The sequence below is a fragment of the Streptomyces sp. LZ34 genome (assembly GCF_053890475.1).
Map to the genome: position 1 here is coordinate 1416980 of NZ_CM132680.1, position 17472 is coordinate 1434451.

General features: G+C 70.0%; 15 protein-coding genes, 1 rRNA gene and 2 riboswitches. Of the genes, 3 read left to right on the forward strand and 13 right to left on the reverse strand.

What is annotated here, in order from left to right; genetic code table 11:
* Nucleotides 1-40 precede the first annotated feature (40 nt).
* Nucleotides 41-1546, reverse strand: coding sequence for a glutamate--cysteine ligase (locus tag ACWY4P_RS04945; protein ID WP_456208896.1), 1506 nt, complete (start codon nt 1544-1546; stop codon nt 41-43).
* Between the two features lie 445 nt (nt 1547-1991).
* Here ACWY4P_RS04945 and ACWY4P_RS04950 point away from each other — a divergent pair, with 445 nt between their 5' ends.
* Together ACWY4P_RS04950 and ACWY4P_RS04955 are read left to right on the forward strand one after the other, a co-directional pair.
* Nucleotides 1992-2570, forward strand: coding sequence for a hypothetical protein (locus ACWY4P_RS04950; RefSeq protein WP_456208898.1), 579 nt, complete (start codon nt 1992-1994; stop codon nt 2568-2570).
* A gap of 272 nt (nt 2571-2842) precedes the next feature.
* A complete protein-coding gene (locus ACWY4P_RS04955; RefSeq protein WP_456212818.1) occupies nt 2843-3049 on the forward strand; it encodes a DUF5999 family protein in 207 nt (68 codons plus the stop codon).
* A 78-nt stretch (nt 3050-3127) separates the two neighbouring features.
* Here ACWY4P_RS04955 and gcvP read toward each other — a convergent pair whose 3' ends face one another.
* Nucleotides 3128-6022: an aminomethyl-transferring glycine dehydrogenase gene (gene gcvP, locus ACWY4P_RS04960; protein WP_456208900.1), complete on the reverse strand. Its 2895-nt coding sequence runs from the start codon at nt 6020-6022 to the stop codon at nt 3128-3130.
* Between the two features lie 60 nt (nt 6023-6082).
* Nucleotides 6083-6211, reverse strand: a riboswitch (glycine riboswitch).
* Nucleotides 6212-6309, reverse strand: a riboswitch (glycine riboswitch). It abuts the riboswitch before it with no gap.
* Between the two features lie 135 nt (nt 6310-6444).
* On the opposite strand from gcvP, the gene ACWY4P_RS04965 reads away from it, so the two are divergent.
* The gene (locus ACWY4P_RS04965; protein WP_456208902.1) at nt 6445-6762 is read left to right on the forward strand and encodes a PRC-barrel domain-containing protein; all 318 of its coding nucleotides are present in this window, start codon (nt 6445-6447) and stop codon (nt 6760-6762) included.
* Here the strand turns inward: ACWY4P_RS04965 and ACWY4P_RS04970 are convergent.
* From ACWY4P_RS04970 to rrf, 11 genes are all read right to left on the reverse strand, one after another.
* Complete coding sequence (locus ACWY4P_RS04970; RefSeq protein ID WP_456208903.1) at nt 6738-8240, reverse strand: DNA polymerase IV; 1503 nt, start codon at nt 8238-8240, stop codon at nt 6738-6740. The genes ACWY4P_RS04965 and ACWY4P_RS04970 overlap by 25 nt on opposite strands.
* A gap of 175 nt (nt 8241-8415) precedes the next feature.
* Nucleotides 8416-9042: a MerR family transcriptional regulator gene (locus ACWY4P_RS04975; RefSeq protein ID WP_456208904.1), complete on the reverse strand. Its 627-nt coding sequence runs from the start codon at nt 9040-9042 to the stop codon at nt 8416-8418.
* Nucleotides 9043-9264: 222 nt separating this feature from the next.
* Complete coding sequence (locus tag ACWY4P_RS04980) at nt 9265-9738, reverse strand: bifunctional nuclease family protein (protein WP_014181304.1); 474 nt, start codon at nt 9736-9738, stop codon at nt 9265-9267.
* 52 nt (nt 9739-9790) lie between these two features.
* A complete protein-coding gene (gene ftsR / locus ACWY4P_RS04985) occupies nt 9791-10543 on the reverse strand; it encodes a transcriptional regulator FtsR (RefSeq protein WP_456208905.1) in 753 nt (250 codons plus the stop codon).
* Nucleotides 10544-10560: 17 nt separating this feature from the next.
* Nucleotides 10561-11394: an FHA domain-containing protein gene (locus ACWY4P_RS04990; protein ID WP_456208906.1), complete on the reverse strand. Its 834-nt coding sequence runs from the start codon at nt 11392-11394 to the stop codon at nt 10561-10563.
* A gap of 130 nt (nt 11395-11524) precedes the next feature.
* The gene (locus ACWY4P_RS04995) at nt 11525-12562 is read right to left on the reverse strand and encodes a DUF881 domain-containing protein (protein WP_456208907.1); all 1038 of its coding nucleotides are present in this window, start codon (nt 12560-12562) and stop codon (nt 11525-11527) included.
* Nucleotides 12546-12878, reverse strand: a complete 333-nt coding sequence (locus tag ACWY4P_RS05000) for a small basic family protein (RefSeq protein ID WP_456208908.1) — start codon at nt 12876-12878, stop codon at nt 12546-12548. The genes ACWY4P_RS04995 and ACWY4P_RS05000 overlap by 17 nt, the downstream gene beginning before the upstream one ends.
* Nucleotides 12875-13801: a DUF881 domain-containing protein gene (locus ACWY4P_RS05005; RefSeq protein ID WP_456208909.1), complete on the reverse strand. Its 927-nt coding sequence runs from the start codon at nt 13799-13801 to the stop codon at nt 12875-12877. Before ACWY4P_RS05005 ends, ACWY4P_RS05000 begins: the two co-directional genes overlap by 4 nt.
* Nucleotides 13802-13943: 142 nt before the next feature.
* Nucleotides 13944-16439, reverse strand: coding sequence for a sugar phosphate nucleotidyltransferase (locus ACWY4P_RS05010; protein WP_456208910.1), 2496 nt, complete (start codon nt 16437-16439; stop codon nt 13944-13946).
* Nucleotides 16440-16557: 118 nt separating this feature from the next.
* Nucleotides 16558-17166, reverse strand: a complete 609-nt coding sequence (locus tag ACWY4P_RS05015; RefSeq protein WP_456208911.1) for a CDP-alcohol phosphatidyltransferase family protein — start codon at nt 17164-17166, stop codon at nt 16558-16560.
* Between the two features lie 143 nt (nt 17167-17309).
* Nucleotides 17310-17426 (reverse strand): 5S ribosomal RNA (gene rrf / locus ACWY4P_RS05020).
* Nucleotides 17427-17472 lie beyond the last annotated feature (46 nt).

The following is a 17472-nucleotide window of genomic DNA, read 5'->3' on the forward strand; positions in this document are numbered from 1 at the left end:
CCCCTTTTTTTACGGCTCGGCTCTCCCCCGGCCGTGCCGGTCAGCCGGGGAGTCCGGCCGGCCAGGTGTGGACCGGTTCGCCGGTGCGCATCAGCTCGCAGTAGCGGCGGGTCATCGCCGCGAGCGCGGCGTCCCGCCCGAGCCCGCTCTCCCGGGCCCGGTGGTACGCGGCGGCCTGCCAGGACGCGCCGTTGACCCGCCGCCGGCAGCGCTCCTCGATGATCCCCAGGTAGCGCTCTCGGTCGGCGGGCTCGACACCCCAGGCGTCGAGCCCGGCGGCGGCCAGCGGCAGCAGCTCCTCCTGGACGAGCCGGACGGCGGGGATCCGCACGGTCGAGGAGGAGCGGCCGCCCGGCTTGGGCCACCGCAGGACCGCGTCGATGCCATGGCGGCAGGCCGTGTCGAAGTTGGCCGCCGCGGCCTCGAACGGCAGCCGCTTCCACACCGGGCGCGGCTCCTCGGCGAGCGCCCGCACCAGGCCGTAGTAGAAGGCGGCATTGGCGATGACATCGCTGACGGTGGGCCCGGCGGGCAGCACCCGGTTCTCCACCCTCAGGTGCGGCACGCCGTCGGCGACCGCGTACACGGGGCGGTTCCAGCGGTAGATGGTGCCGTTGTGCAGCACCAGCTCGTTCAGCAGCGGCACCCCGCCGTCGTCCAGCGCCCGCAGCGGGTCCTCGTCCCCCGCGGTCGACAGCAGCGGCGGGAAGAAGCGCAGATTCTCCTCGAAGAGCTCGTACGCGTCGCTGATCCAGCGCTCGCCGAACCAGGTCCGCGGGCGCACGCCCTGGGCCGCGAACTCCGGCGGGCGGACGTCCGTGGCCTGGAGGAACAGCGGTGGACGGGACTCGCGCCACACCTCCCGGCCGAACAGGAAGGGGGAGTTGGCGCCCACCGCGATCTGCGCGGCGGCCACCGCCTGGGCCGCGTTCCACACGGCCGCGAACCGGCCCGGGGTCACCTGTAGGTGCAACTGGACCGAGGTGCAGGCGGCCTCGGGGGCGATCGAGCCGGAGGCGTAGCGGAACCGCTCCTCGCCCTCGACATCGATCAGAAAATCCTCGCCGCGGGCGGCCAGCATCTGTTCGTTGAGAAGTTTGTAGCGGTCGTCGTAGGAGAGGTTCGTGGAGCCCAGGTCGCGGGCGGCAAGGGTCGGAAGAATTCCGATCATAACGATCTCGGAGTCCACTTCCCCCGCCTTGCGATCGGCATATGACAACCCCGTCCGGAGCTCTTCCGCCAACTGGTCGAGAACCCTTCCGTGCAAACGGTGGGGCACGATGTTTACTTCAAGATTGCACTGCCCGAGTTCGGTCTGGAAATCATGGCTGGCGATTCTCTCCAGAACCTCGGTGTTCATCATCCTCGGCATCCCGTCGACCCCCGCGAGATTCAGCTCGATCTCCAGCCCCATGAGATTCTTGGGGCGATCGAAACGCTTCTCGGCCAGGAGCCGGGCCAGCGCCTCGAGGCCCTGCCGGAGCCTCGCGCGCTGCCGCTGCCGCCCGGACGGATCGAACTCTCCGGCTACGACCTTGTCCCCCATCGAAGCGTCCCTTCCTCGAGTGGATCAACGGCCCCCGGCCGCGTACATCACGCTCGATGATGCCCAGCCAATGAGATCGATAACGCCACGCGCGGACCACCCAACCGATAGGCTCTGCACAGCGCCGCATTGCCGTGATGAAAAACACCCACCAGATCAAGCCTACCCGGGTTGGGTTAAAATGCCAGGTCATATCCGTGCATATGACAGAGAATCGGCGAAAATCCCCTCGCCCTGGCGGGCCGGATAAGTGCTTGCCCGCAATGCCGGGGACAGGTACATGAAACACGACGGGAACACTTGTCGTATAAACTCGGCAACCGAGGCAGAGAGACAGCGTCCTGACATCTCGTCAGGCCCCCTCTGACCCGCGTACACCGACAGCGCCATCCGCACCTGGCACGCCAGCGCTCCACCGTGTCTCCGAAGTGAGAGGCGACCCACCATGCCGCTGCACGTCCCCTCGGCTCCAGCGCCTGCTCTGAACAGCATCCGCACGGCCCTTGGCTCTCCCACCGCCGTCCGCACCCCGCTCCTCGGCGCCCTGGACGGGCCCTTCGAGCTCGAACTCCCACTGCCCGTCCACGTCCTGGACGACATCACCGCCCCCGACGGCCCGCCGCGCGCGCGGCTCAGCGGATGGCGGTTCCTGATCCGCGACAGTGAGCGTACGGTGGCCTCCGCCGAGGCGATGCTGACCGCCGACGGCTGGGTCTTCTCACACTTCTCCGAAGGCCCGTATGTGTCCTCGGCCGAACTGGCGCTGAGCCAGGCCGAGTCACTGCCCTCGGTGTACCAGCCACGGCTGCTGTCCATCCCGGAGCTGTACATGCTGACGCTGTGGCTGCGCGGCGACCCGACCGCCGACGCCTCCGAAGGCCATCTCGCCGCGGAAGACCTGCTGGTACCGCTCACCCCGGCCCCGCCGGGCATCGCCGCCCACCGCGCGCACCGCGCGGCGGATCTGCTGCCGGTGCTCACCCTCCGGCTGACGCGGACGCCGCTGCTGGGCTCGTCGGCCTGACGACCCGCGGCACCCGCCCCCACGCCCGAGCGCCCCGTGATCCCAAGGATCACGGGGCGCTCCGCTGCGGGCTCGTAACAGTCCCGTCGCGATGAACCGTCGGCCGTGTGGATGCGTCATTATCTAGCGAGTACCGGTGCCGTGAAATCCATGCGGAAACCGGCCTGTAGGGCAACACTTGGAGCAACCGACCGACTGACCAACGGGGGGCGGCCATGACTGCCGCAGCAAGCCACAGGACACTCACCACACCCCAGCGAGAGATCCCTTCCATGTGCCAGCACCAGCCATCGTGCCCGTCAGCCGACTCCGCCGACCGGGAGGCCGCCCATCTCGTGGCGCACCACCCCGAGCAGGGCTGGAGCCTGCTGTGCAACGGCGTCCTCCTCTTCGAGGACACCGGTGAGCTGCTGCCGGACGGGAAGATCATCGCCCCGCGCCGGGCGCTGGACACCGAGCGCGTCGTCACCGCCGCCTAGGCCCTGCCCAGGCGAATTCTCAGGGGCCGGCCCGGCGCTTCCGCCGCACCGGCCCCGTACCCGACCGGGCCCGCCCGGTCAGCTCTCGTACGACTCCAGCGGCGGGCAGGAACAGACCAGGTTGCGGTCGCCGAAGGCGCCGTCGATCCGCCGCACCGGCGGCCAGTACTTGTCGGCCGGCGACACCCCGGCCGGGAAGGCCGCCTCCGCCCGGGTGTAGGGGTGCTCCCACTCCCCGCTGAGCGCGGCCGCCGTGTGCGGGGCGTTCCGCAGCGGGTTGTCGTCCTGGGGCCACTCCCCGGAGCCGACCTTCTCGATCTCCGCCCGGATGGCGATCATCGCCTCGCAGAACCGGTCCAGCTCCGCCAGGTCCTCGCTCTCCGTCGGCTCGATCATCAGCGTGCCGGCGACCGGGAACGACATCGTGGGCGCGTGGAACCCGTAGTCGACCAGCCGCTTGGCCACATCGTCGACGCTCACGCCGGTCGCCTTGGTGAGCGGCCGCAGATCGACGATGCACTCGTGGGCGACCAGGCCGCCGGGGCCGGTGTAGAGCACCGGGTAGTGCGGCTCCAGGCGCCTGGCGATGTAGTTGGCGCCGAGCACCGCCACCTGGGTGGCCCGGCGCAGCCCCTCGGCGCCCATCAGCCGGACGTACGCCCAGGAGATGGGCAGGATGCCCGCCGAACCCCAGGGCGCGGCCGCGACCGGGCCCACGCCGGTCGCCGGGCCCGCCGCGGGCTGGAGCGGGTGGTTGGGCAGATACGGCGCCAGGTGCTCGCGCACCGCGACCGGGCCCACGCCGGGACCACCGCCGCCGTGCGGGATGCAGAAGGTCTTGTGGAGGTTCAGGTGGGAGACATCGCCGCCGAACCTGCCCGGCCGGGCCAGCCCCACCAGGGCGTTGAGGTTCGCGCCGTCCACGTAGACCTGGCCGCCCGCGTCGTGCACGGCCGCGCAGATCTCGCTGATGTGCTCCTCGAACACGCCGTGTGTGGACGGGTAGGTGACCATCAGGACGGCCAGTTCGTCGCCGTACTGCTCGATCTTGGCGCGCAGGTCGTCGGCGTCCACCTCGCCGTCCTCGCCGGTCCTGACCACGACGACCTTCATGCCCGCCATCACGGCGCTGGCGGCGTTGGTGCCGTGCGCGGAGGACGGGATGAGGCAGACGGTGCGCCGCTCCTCGCCGCCTGCCCGGTGGTAGGCGCGCACGGCCAGCAGCCCGGACAGCTCGCCCTGCGATCCGGCGTTCGGCTGCAGGGAGACCTTGTCGTAGCCGGTGGCCTCGGCCAGCCGCTCCTCCAGCTCGCGGATCAGCGTCAGGTAGCCCTGGGCCTGCTCGACGGGCGCGAAGGGGTGCAGCTCCCCGAACTCCGGCCAGGTGACCGGCTCCATCTCGGTGGTGGCGTTGAGCTTCATGGTGCAGGAGCCGAGCGGGATCATGCCCCGGTCCAGGGCGTAGTCGCGGTCGGCCAGGCGCCGCAGATAGCGCAGCATCGCGGTCTCGGAGCGGTGCCGGTGGAAGACCGGGTGGGTCAGGTACACGTCGCCGCGCAGCAGGTCGGCGGGGAGCGCGTCGGCCGCGGCGGCGTCCAGCTCGTCGATGGCGGGCAGCCCGCCGTCCACGCCGAAGGCCGACCACACGGCGGCGAGCTGGGCGCGGCCGGTGGTCTCGTCGCAGGCGATGCCCACATGGTCGGCGTCGGTCAGCCGCAGGTTGACCCCGGCCTCGCGGGCCGCGGTGACGACCTCGGCGGCCCGGCCCGGGACATACACGGTCAGGGTGTCGAAGAACGCGCCGTGCACGGTCTCCACACCCCCGGCCCGCAGGCCCTCGGCGAGCACGGCCGCGTAGCGGTGGGTGCGCCGGGCGATGGTCTTGAGCCCGTCCGGGCCGTGGTAGACGGCGTACATGCCGGCCATCACGGCGAGCAGGACCTGGGCGGTGCAGATGTTGCTGGTGGCCTTCTCCCGGCGGATGTGCTGCTCGCGGGTCTGCAGGGCCAGGCGGTACGCCTTGTCGCCGTCGGCGTCGACCGAGACGCCCACCAGACGGCCCGGCAGGCTGCGGGCGTAGGCCTCGCGGACGGCCATGAAACCGGCGTGCGGCCCGCCGAAGCCCATCGGCACACCGAACCGCTGGCTGCTGCCGACCGCGATGTCGGCGCCCAGCTCCCCGGGCGAGGTGAGCAGGGTGAGGGCCAGCAGGTCGGCGGCGACGGTGACCACCGCGCCGAGCTCATGGGCCCGCTCGATGACCGGGCGTGGGTCGCGCACCGCGCCGGAGGCGCCCGGGTACTGGAGCAGCACGCCGAACACCCCGCGCTCGGCCACCTCGGCCGGTATGCCCGTCGAGAGGTCGGCGACGACCACCTCGACGCCGGTGGGCTCGGCGCGGGTCTGGATGACCGCGACGGTCTGCGGCAGGGTGTCGGCGTCGATCAGGAACACGCCCTGCTTGACCTTGCCCACCCGCCGCGACAGCGCCATGGCCTCGGCGGCGGCGGTGGCCTCGTCGAGCAGCGAGGCACCGGCGGTCGGCAGCCCGGTGAGGTCGGCCACGACGGTCTGGAAGTTGAGCAGCGCCTCCAGCCGGCCCTGGGAGATCTCCGGCTGATAGGGCGTGTACGCGGTGTACCAGGCGGGGTTCTCCAGCACATTGCGCAGGATCACCGGCGGGGTGAAGGTCCCGTAGTAGCCCAGGCCGATCATCGGGGAGAGCACCTGGTTGCGCTCGGCCAGGCCGCGCAGCTCGGCCAGCACCTCGGCCTCGGTGCGGGCCGGGGGCAGCCCCAGTTCCCCGGCGCTCTTGATGACCTCCGGCACGGCGGCCTGGGTGAGCTCGTCGAGGGAGCCGAAGCCGACCTGCGCGAGCATCTTGGCCTGGGCCTCGGCGTCGGGTCCGATATGGCGCCGCTCGAACGGAGTACCGCGTTCCAGCTCGGTCAGTGAGGTGCGGTTGGCGGTCATCTGCGAGGCCTCCTGGTCTGTACGACCGACGAGGGGCACCACGGTGCGGGTGCCCGAACGGCCTCCCCCTCTGTCATCTCGACCTGAGAGCTTCACCGGGCCCGCGGACTGCGACCCGGCTTTCACCGTCGGTGAGGAGGGGTTCCGGAGCTGTGCTCGCCCGTGGCCCGCCCTGCTTTCCAGAGTGACCTCACCCGCGCGGTACGTGTGCCTGAGAGATTCCGGGGAGGATTTGCTCCTTCGGCGCCTCCGACGACGTCGGCGGAGAGCTCTCCCGCACGGGGTCTGCAGCCACCGTCAGCCTACCAGCGAGCCTGCCGCCAGGGTTTTTGGGCAAGCGCTCGAGTGGACGCGCGCGGCGTTGTGGCTTTTCTTAGATATCACGGGTATTACGGGACAAATCGCCACGTGTGGGAGAGAGTGTGCAGACCGACATCGATCCGCGGACCCTCATCGGCCGCAAGGCCTTCGACCGCGATGGCGCGAAGATCGGCACCGTGGACGAGGTCTACCTCGACGACGCGACCGGCGAGCCGGAATGGGCGGCGGTACGCACCGGCCTGTTCAGCCGGGACGTGTTCGTGCCTCTCGAACCCAGCGAGATCGTCGACGACTCGCTGCGAGTGCCGTACGAGCGGGCGCTCATCAAGGACGCGCCGGACTTCGGGGTCGGCCGCCACCTGTCGCCCGAGCAGGAGCTACAGCTCTACCACCACTACGGCCTGGACGTGACCGGCTGACCTTGGCGCCGCTCCTGGCCCGAACCCCGGTCCTGGCCCGAGCCCTGATCCGGCCGCTGGCCCTGAGCGGCGGCGTCGGTGTCGGTGTCGCTGTCGCTGTCGCTCACAGCGGGCCTGACCAGCGGCAGCGGCTCCGCGGGCTCCAGCGCCTGGTCGTCGACCGCGAAGGTCCGCACCCGGCCCGGCTCCGACCAGGGCTCCTCGAACCGCACGGTCACCCGGCCGACCCCGCTGCCCTGCACCCACCCCGCCCCGTACTCCGCGTGTCGTACATCGGAGCCGGGCAGCCAGCGGCGCGGCCGGCCGGCGTCCTCGCCCTCCTCCTCCAGGCCCGCCGGGGCGGGCTCCGGCGCCCCTCCGGCCTCGCGCGTCCCCTCCGCGGCCTCCTGAGCCTCATGGGCGGCCTGGGCCGCCTGGGCGAACAGATCCTCCTGGGTGTAGTCCGCCAGCCCGCTCACGCCCACTCCCAGCAGCCGCACACCCGCCGTGGTGTCCACGCCTTCCAGCAGCCGCGCCGCGGCCTCCCGCACCACTCCCGGATCGTCCGTCGGCCCGCGCAGCGTCTCGGACCGGGTCAGCGTGGAGAAGTCGTAACGCCGCACCTTGAGCACGACCGTGCGCCCCGAACGGCCGGCCCCGCGCAGCCGCCGCACACACCGGTCGGCGAGCCGCGCCACCTCCACCTGCACCCGCGTGCGGTCGGTGAGGTCGACGTCGTACGTGTCCTCCACCGATACGGACTTGGCGTCCCGCTCGGCGACGACCGGCCGGTCGTCCCGCCCCCAGGCCATGCCGTACAGCGACGCGCCATGGGCCTTGCCCAGCAGCCGCACCAGCTCCTCCTCCCCCGCCTCCCGGGTCTCGGCGACGGTGTGGATCCCGGCCCGGCGCAGCGCCTCCGCGGTGGCCGGGCCCACCCCGGGGAGCGTGCGCACCGGCAGGGGCCCCAGCAGCTCCCGCTCGGTGCCCGGCTCGATGAGCACCAGCCCATCGGGCTTGGCCTGCTCGGAGGCGATCTTGGCAAGCATCTTGGCCCCGGCCAGGCCCACCGAGCCGGTCAGCCCGGTCGCGGCCACGATGTCCGCGCGCAGCCGCTCCCCCACGGCCCGCGCCGCCTCGGACGTGGCCGGGACACCGCCCGCCTCCAGATCCACGAACGCCTCGTCCAGGCTCAGCGGCTCGACCAGCGGGGACAGGGCGGCCAGCAGGGCCATGACCGTGTCACTCACCTGGCGGTACAGGGAGAAGCGGGGGGTGAGATACGCCGCGTTCGGACACAGGCGGCGGGCCTGGGCCATCGCCATGGCCGAGTGGACCCCGAACACCCGCGCCTCGTAGGAGGCCGTGGCCACCACGCCTCGCGGCCCCAGGCCGCCGACGATCACGGGCTTGCCGCGCAGGCTGGGCTTGGCCGCCTGCTCCGCCGCGGCGTAGAAGGCGTCCATGTCCAGATGGAGAATCGTCGGCGCACCCCTCACACCTACAGATGCTGCCGCATGCCACTGACAATCGGGCGAGTGACCATCGGATGGGGCAGTCAGCCGAGGCAGTCCGCGGTCTGCGGCCCGCGGCCCGCAGGCCGCAGACGCCGCCGAGCCCGTCGCATCCCCGCGAGCCGGGCTCCGCGCTCAGCCCGCGGTTGCCGCGCCGCGCTCAGCCCGCGCGGTTGCGGCGCCGCGCGAGCTCGTCGGCGGGGTTGTGCCCCACCAGCGTCTCGCCGGTGTCCACGCGCTCGCCGTGGAGCTGCGCCAGCGCGCTCTCCACGTCCCGCCACACCACGCCCACGGCGATCCCGAAGACGCCCTGGCCGCCCTGGAGGAGCTCGACCACCTCGTCGGGCGACGTGCATTCGTAGACCGTCGCCCCGTCGCTCATCAGCGTCATCTGGGCGAGGTCGTCGAGGCCGCGCGTGCGCAGGTGCTGGACGGCGGCCCGGATGTTCTGCAGGGACACACCGGTGTCCAGCAGCCGCTTGACGATCTTGAGGACGACGACGTCCCGGAAGCTGTAGAGCCGCTGACTGCCCGAGCCGTACGCGGGCCGCACACTCGGCTCCACGAGCCCGGTACGCGCCCAGTAGTCCAGCTGGCGGTAGGTGATGCCGGCGGCCGCACAAGCGGTCGGCCCGCGGTACCCCACCTGCTCGGGCTTCGCCACGGCGCCTTCCCGCGGCGGCGCGGCCTGTGCCGCTACCCGAGCCTTCAATGCCGGTTCGGCCGGTGCGCTCCCGTGGAGCGTGTACGGACCGCCTGCCGCCGTGCCGTCGCCACTGCTTCTCACGCCGACCTCCGTCCTCGACCTGCCTTCTCGACGGTAGGCAGTCACCCGGGGTGCGTCAACGATCGCCACACTCGGCACGCCGAGTGATAATCACCCTAAGGGTGGTTTCCCGTATCCCTCTTCCGGGAAAGGCTACTCGAATGCGCTGGCGAGGACCGGCAGACAGCTCAGCTCACTGTCCGCCGCTCGTTGGCCGCTGATGACTAACTGGCCGCTGATGACTCACTGGCTGCTGGTGCCGAAGTCCTCGGGCGAGATCTGGTCGAGGAACTCGCGGAACTTCTCCACCTCGTCCTCCTGCTCGTCCGGGATGGCGATCCCCGCGTCGTCCAGCACCCCGTCACTGCCGTAGATCGGCGTGCCGGTGCGCAGCGCCAGCGCTATGGCGTCGGACGGCCTGGCACTGACCTCCACGCCGCTGGCGAACACCAGCTCCGCGTAGAACACACCCTCGCGCAGGTCCGTGATCCGGACCTCCGTGAGCTGCTGGCCGACCGCGTCGAGCACGTCCTTGAAAAGGTCGTGGGTCAGCGGGCGCGCCGGAGCCATGCCCTGCTGAGCGAAGGCGATCGCGGTCGCCTCTCCCGGTCCGATCCAAATGGGGAGGTAGCGGTCGCCTCCTACCTCGCGCAGGAGCACGATCGGTTGGTTGGAGGGCATCTCCACCCGGACACCCACGACGTCGAGCTCGTTCACACAGCAACCCTAGGACGTGCCCGGCCGGTTTGGATAGTCGGGACCGCGCCGGTCACCGGGAACCGGCCCGCAGAGCGGACTGGACAAAGGCCGCATGAAGCCGCACGGACAGCTCGGCCAGCTCCCGGGCGCTGGCCTCCGCATAGGCTCTGGTCTGCGGATTTCGGTGTCGCCGCAGGGGTGCGACCACCTGCTCGAGCAGTCCCGCCTCGCGCTCCGCGGCGGCTTTCATGATCCTCAAATGACGTGGTTCCAGACCGAAACGACCCAGGTCCGCGACGAGCCTGGCGACGGTCACCGCCTCGATGTCGTACCCGCCGTCCGCACCCGGGCCGATCAGCCCGAACGACTCCCACTCGGCCAGCCTCCCCTCGTCGATCCCGGTGGCGGCCAGCAGCTCGGCCCGGCCCACCCGGGCGGCCGTGGGGCGCTCCAAGGCGCTCTCCGGCCCTTCCTCGGCCGATCCCTCCGGCAGGGCGCCGGAGGCCGCGGCGGGCAGCTCTGGCCGCTCTCCCCGCTCCAAGGCGTCCAGATGCTCCCGAATGACCTTCAGTGGCAGATAGTGGTCACGCTGCATGCGCAGAACATGGCCGAGCCGCTCCACGTCCTCCGGGCTGAATTTGCGGTAGCCGGAGGGCGCGCGCCGCGGCTCGACCAGGCCCTCGGCCTCCAGGAAACGGATCTTGGAGACGGTGACCTCGGGGAATTCGTCCCGCAGCAGATTCAGTACGGTGCCGATGCTCATCGCCCGGCCGCCCGCGGGGGCGGTGCCGGTGTCGGCACCGCCCGACGGTGTCTGAAGCATGGACCTCCCCTGACGGGTCAGATGCCGAAGCCTCGCTGGCTCGGGTAGAAGACCAGCCGGTACTTGCCGATCTGCACCTCGTCACCGTTGTTCAGGATGGCCGAGTCGATCGCCTCGCGGTTGACATACGTCCCGTTCAGGCTGCCGACGTCCGCGACGGTGAAGGAGCCGTCCTGGCCGCGCCGGAACTCCACATGGCGACGCGAGACCGTCACATCGTCCAGGAAGATGTCGCTCTGCGGATGACGGCCGGCCGTGGTCACATCGCTGTCCAGCAGGAAGCGGCTGCCGGAGTTCGGCCCGCGGCGGACCACCATCAGCGCGGACCCCGGGGGCAGCGCATCGACGGCCGCCTGGGCCTCCGGGGAGAGCGAGGGCAGCGGAGTCTGCCCGGTCACCTCGGAGTCGTACGCCTCCAGCCCGGAGATCGAGATGGTGGAGGTGGTCTCCGAAGCACGCTCGGAGGGCGCCTGGCCCCGCAGCGGCGCGCCACAGTTGGAGCAGAACCGGCTGGCCTCGGCGTTCTGATGGCCGCACCTTTGACATACCGGCAAGCCGAACCCTCCGCCCGTGTTCGCGGTCGATGGCTCCCCGAAACCTATGCGTCCGGATGCGGAGGGGTCAACAGAAGACGCGCCCTGACCACCCGGAATGCCGCCGCCGTCCCGGAACAGCGGACGCTCCTCGCTCACCCCGCTCTCCTCCGCAGCACGCGGGGCGCGGTGGCGGGCGGTGCTGCTGCCGCCGTCCTGGCGCGCGCTCTTGCCGAACAACTTCCCGAACAACTTCACGGGCGATTCCCCTTGACTGAAACAGACCCGCCCGTGGGGCAGGGCAAACCCTCGATGCACACACCAGACGGTCCGGACATCCTCACAACGTCCGTGACCACCAGACAGTTTCCATCACGCGCGACTCTTCCGGTGCGCCGACCCCCCGCGTCCTCATTGTCTCGCCGCGAGACTCCCATACCTAACCACCTCACCGCGATGACGACCGAGCGTAGTCAGGCCGCTTCGCCGACCGCAAGGCGTCGACGACGATCTCCTTCGAGCGCTCGATGGACACGGTGGCCTGCTCCTTCTCCAGACTCTGCACCACTCCGCCCGGAATGTTCAGGGCCGGCTCCAAGTCCTCCGGCTTGCCGATGACCTTGATCACGTACGGCTGCGTCACTTTCCGTCCATCGATTTCCACCGCGCCGCCGACGTCCGCGAAGTACGTGCTCGCGACCACCCGCACCTTGCCGATCTGGATGGCCTCGGCCCCGGCGGCGCGCAGTTCCTGGACCGCGTCGAGCAGCATGTCCGACTCCACAGTGCCCCTCGACACGTCGATCTTCATGGTGATGCCCGGCCCCTCGGCGGCGACGGTGCCCGCGAGCACACCGAGCTGCTGCTCCTTCTGGGCCGTCTGCTTACGGGCCTCCTCGGCCCGGTCCGAGCTGTTCTCCAGCTCGGTCCGCTGGGTCTCCAGCCGCTGTTTCTCGTCCCGCAGCCGCTGGGTGCGGTTGTCCAGCTCGTCGAGGATGCGTACCAGATCCTCCTGCCGGGCGCCGCGCAGCACGCTGTTCTCATTGGTCGAGCGCACCTGGATGGCCAGACCGAGGCCGAGGCCGAACAGCAGGAGCGCGACGATGAGTTGAGCCCGCGTCAGCCGTGGCGGCCACAGGCCCTGCACCAGCCGCTGACGGCCGCTGGACGGCTCCTGGACCGCCTCGGGCTCCCCGCGGCCCTCTGGACCGCCTCCGGGGCTCTCGCCGGGCTCTTCGCCAGGACCCTCGCCCTGCTCATCGGCCGCTGCGGTGCCCCGCCGCTCTTCCGCGGGCTTCTCCCGTCGCACCTCGGGCCTCGTCTCGGGCTTACGGGACTCTTCCGGCTCACCGGACTGTTCTGGCTTACGGGACTGCTCGGGCTTATCCGATTGCTCGAGCTTACGGGGCCGCTCCGGCTCGCGGGGCTGCCGCTGGGGCTCCTCCGGGGTGTCGTCGGTCGTCATCAGCTCACGCCCGGAAGACATGGCGGCGGATGGCGGCGGCGTTGGAGAAGATCCGGATGCCGAGCACGACCACGACGCCGGTGGACAGCTGGGCGCCGACCCCGAGCTTGTCGCCGAGGAAGACGATCAGCGCGGCGACCACCACATTGGACAGGAACGAGACGACGAAGACCTTGTCGTCGAAGATCCCGTCGAGCATCGCCCGGAGACCGCCGAACACCGCGTCGAGCGCGGCGACGACGGCGATGGGCAGGTAGGGCTCGACCACCGTCGGCACCACGGGTTGGACCACAAGTCCGACCACGACTCCCACGATGAGGCCCAATACGGCGATCACGATGTGCCCTTCCCTGTGTCGGTGCCGCCCTTCCCGGCGCCACCGGCTATCGGCTCTGCGGTTCGTACGATCAGACTCGGCGCGGCCGGAAGCCGCACCTCGTCCACGGCGGAAATGCTCGTGCGGATGCCGTAGTTTTCGTGCAGTACATGCAGGTACTGTCCGTCGGCACTGTCCTGGAAGGCCGTGCTCAGCCGCCGTCCGTCCCCCACCGCGAGCACCGTATACGGCGGCACCAGCGGCTTGTTGTCGACCAGTATGGCGTCTCCCGCGGCCCTGATCGCCGACAGGGCCGTCAGCCGCTGTCCGTTGATCGACACGGCCTCCGCGCCGGACTCCCACAGGCCATTGACGACCCGCTGCAGATCACGGTCGCGCACCCGGCCCGTGTCGGAGAAGCCGGTGCTCTCCCGTGGTCCCCCGCCGCCCTGGTCGGCCTCTTTGGCGTCATTGACGACCAGCTTGACCCCGGGGCCCTTCACCTCGGTCGCCCCGGACAGCAGCGCGAGCAGCTCGCCCTTGTCCCCGCCGTGCTTCTCCAGCGCCTGCCGCTGCCGGTCACCGACCTCCTTACGGAGCCTGTCCAGGCTCTTCTGGAGGTCGTCCGCGTTCGAGTTCCCCGACTCGATGCGGTCGATCAGCTTTTCCCGGTCCTTGGCCAGCTTCGGCGCCGATATCCGGGCCTCGTCGGCGCCGATGGTCACAATGCCCGCGGCCAGCACCAGCCCGGCGGCCAGCACCAGCTTGCCGCGCAGGCTGCGCGGCAGACCCCGTCGGCCCTCCTTGCCATGGCGCGCGGCGGCCTCGGCGTACCCCTCGTCGAGACTGTGGTCCATCACATTGGTCAGCAGCGACATGGACGCGTCGAGACGTGGACGAGGGCTCGGCGGAGCTGTGCTCCGAACGGGGGGCTGCTGCGGCATGCCGCACATCGTCGCACGTCGGGGGCGCAGCCGCCGAATGGCCCCACCGGCGCGCCGGAAGCGGGCCGTGGGCGGCTGCGCCCCCGTGTGCTTCCGGGGACTGCCTATGGGCTCTCAGACGCCCCCCACCAGGGGGAACGGGTCAGTGCCCGGCGCTCTCCACCACGGCGGACCACTCATCCAGCAGCGCCTGCGCGGACGCGTCGTCCGGTCCTTCCGCCCACAGATGGGTGACCGCCTCGGCTGGGTCGGGCAGCACCATGACCCAGCGCCCGTCGGCCTCGACCACCCGCACCCCGTCGGTGGTGTCGACTGACCGGTCGCCCGCCGCCTCCACCACGCGGCGCATGACGAGACCCTTGACCGCCCATGGGGTCGCCAGATCCCGGCGCAGGACATGGGCGCGCGGAATGCGGGCGTCGATCTGGCTGAGGGTGAGCTGGGTGCGGGCCACCAGCCCGATGAGGCGTACGAAGGCGGCCGTGCCGTCGAAGACGCTGCTGAACTCGGGAATGATGAAGCCGCCGCGCCCGTCGCCGCCGAAAATGGTGCCTTCGGCCCTGGCGACGCGGGTGAGATCGTCGGCCGCGGTCGTCGTCCACTCCACCTGCGTGCCGTGGTACGCCGCCACCTGTTCGGCGATGCGCGTGGTGGTCACCGGCAGCGCCACCCGTCCGCTGCGGCACTCGGCGGCCACCAGGTCCAGCATGACCAGCAGGGCCCGGTCGTCCTCCACGATGCGCCCGCGCTCGTCCACCAGCGAGAGCCGCTCGCCGACCGGGTCGAAGCGCACACCGAAGGCCGCGCGGGCCGAGGCCACGATCTCACCCAGCCGCACCAAACCCGAGCGGCGCGCCTCCGCCGTCTCGGTCGGACGCGATTCGTTCAGGCCGGGATTGATGGTCAGAGCGTCGACGCCGAGCCGGCCGAGCAGGCTGGGCAGAACAAGTCCGGCGCTGCCGTTGGAGGCGTCCACGACCACCTTGAGGCCGGATTCGGCGATGCCGCTGGTGTCCACGGCACGCAGCAGGGAGCCCGTGTACGAGTCGAAGACGCTCGAGGGGAAGCTGAGGTCGCCGATCTCGCCGGGGAACGCCCGCCGGTACTCCTGACGCGCGTACACCCGGTCCAGCTTCCGCTGCCCGGCGGCGGACAGATCGGCGCCGCGCTCGTCGAAGAACATGATGTCGACGGAGTCGGGAACGCCGGGCGAGGTACGGATCATGATCCCGCCGGCGCTGCCGCGCGCGGTCTGCTGGCGGGCCACGGGCAGCGGCACATTCTCCAGATCCCGCACATCGATGGCGCTGGTCTGCAGGGCCGAGATCACGGCTCGCTTGAGCGCCCGCGCACCACGGGAGTGATCACGCGCGGTGGTGACCGTCGAGCCCTTCTTGAGAGTCGTCGCATAGGCGCCGGCGAGCCGCACGGCGAGCTCCGGGGTGATCTCCACATTCAGGATCCCGGACACGCCGCGGGCCCCGAAGAGATGGGCCTGGCCGCGCGACTCCCAGATGACCGAGGTGTTGACGAAGGCGCCGGCCTCGATTGTCTTGAACGGGTACACCCGGACATTGCCCTGGACGATCGATTCCTCACCGATCAGGCACTCGTCGCCGATGACCGCGCCGTCCTCGATCCGAGCCGCCCGCATGACGTCGGTGTTCTTTCCGATGACGCAGCCGCGCAGATTGGCCTGCTGGCCGACGTACACATTGTCGTGGACCACCGCTCTGTGCAGAAAGGACCCGCTCTTCACGACGACATTGGACCCGACGACGGTGTGCTCGCGGATCTCCGCGTCCGCCTCCACCTTCGCGTAGTCGCCGATGTAGAGCGGACCGCGCAGCACGGCGTCCTGATGCACCTCGGCGCCCTCGGCGACCCACACCCCCGGGGAGATCTCGAAGCCGTCGATTTCGACGTCGACCTTGCCCTCCAGCACATCGGCCTGGGCCTTGACATAACTCTCGTGGGTACCGACGTCCTCCCAATAGCCCTCGGCGACATAGCCGCAAATCAGCTTGCCTTCCTTCATCAGCTGCGGGAAGACATCACCGGACCAGTCGACCGGCACATCGGGCTCGACGTAGTCGAACACCTCCGGCTCCATCACATAGATGCCGGTGTTCACGGTGTCGGAGAAGACCTGCCCCCAGGTGGGCTTCTCCAGGAAGCGCTCGACCCGGCCGCCCTCGTCGACGATGGTGATCCCGAACTCGAGGGGATTGGGCACGCGGGTCAGGCAGACCGTGACCAGCGCCCCCTTCTGCTTGTGGAAATTGATCAGCTCGGTGAGGTCGAAATCCGTCAGGGCATCACCCGAAATCACGAGAAAGGCATCGTCCTTGAGTGCCTCTTCCGCGTTCTTGACGCTGCCGGCGGTGCCGAGTGGCTTTTCCTCATTGGCGTACGTGAGCTCCATGCCGAGCTCCTCGCCGTCACCGAAGTAGTTCTTGACCAGCGACGCGAGGAACTGGACCGTCACCACGGTCTCGCACAGACCATGCCGCTTGAGCAGCCGCAGCACATGCTCCATGATCGGCCGGTTGACCACCGGCAGCAGCGGCTTGGGCATGGTCGAGGTCATCGGGCGCAGGCGAGTACCCTCGCCTCCCGCCATCACGACGGCCTTCATGTCGGAAGCGTCCTCCTTGAAGAGACGACGGTCATGCCGACTGACGCACCCCGATGGCCCACATACCTATCGCATGACGAGCAATCCGCCACTACGGGCCGCTACATCATCAGCGAGCTCAGTCGGCCGCAGCGTCCGCCTTGACGAGTCGGCGGACCTGAACCATGTAGAGGACTCCTGCCCACCAATAGAGCGTTGTACCCCATCCCGCGAACGCCCATCCGAAAATAGCAGCGATTGTGTGAACTGGGCCACTTCCATCACTCAGAAGGAGCAACGGGAAGGCGTACATCAGGTTGAAGGTCGCTGCCTTGCCGAGGAAGTTGACCTGGGGCGGGGGATAGCCATGGCGCCGCAGGATGCCGAGCGGGACCAGCATCACCAACTCACGAGCGAGAAGGACCGCGGTCAGCCAGATCGGCAGGATGTCGCGCCAGGTCAGGCCGACGAGTGTAGACAGAATGTAGAGGCGGTCCGCGGCCGGATCCAGAATCCGGCCAAGGCTGCTGACCTGGTTCCAGCGGCGGGCCAGCTTCCCGTCGAGATAGTCGCTCGCGCCGCTGAGCGCCAGCACGAGCAGGGCCCATTCGTCACTCTTCGGCCCGCCGAACTCGGGCCGCAGGATCAGCCACAGGAAAAGCGGGACGCCGACCAGACGCGCGGCGCTGAGGATGTTCGGGATGGTGAGCACGCGGTCGGTCTGGACGCGTGTCTCCTGGACCTCCACCCGGGAGCCTCCTGTGGGAACGGTGCCGATGGATGCCCCATGACCTTACCGGTAGGGTATGGGGCCCCGGCACGGGGCCCCGGGCACGACAAAAAGCTCCGGGCGGAAACCAATGGTTCCGCCCGGAGCTTTTATCAAAGATTGTTCGGCGGTGTCCTACTCTCCCACAGGGTCCCCCCTGCAGTACCATCGGCGCTGAAAGGCTTAGCTTCCGGGTTCGAAATGTAACCGGGCGTTTCCCTAACGCAATAACCACCGAAACACTATGAAGAAAACAACCAGAACCCTCGCAGGGCTCAATGGTCG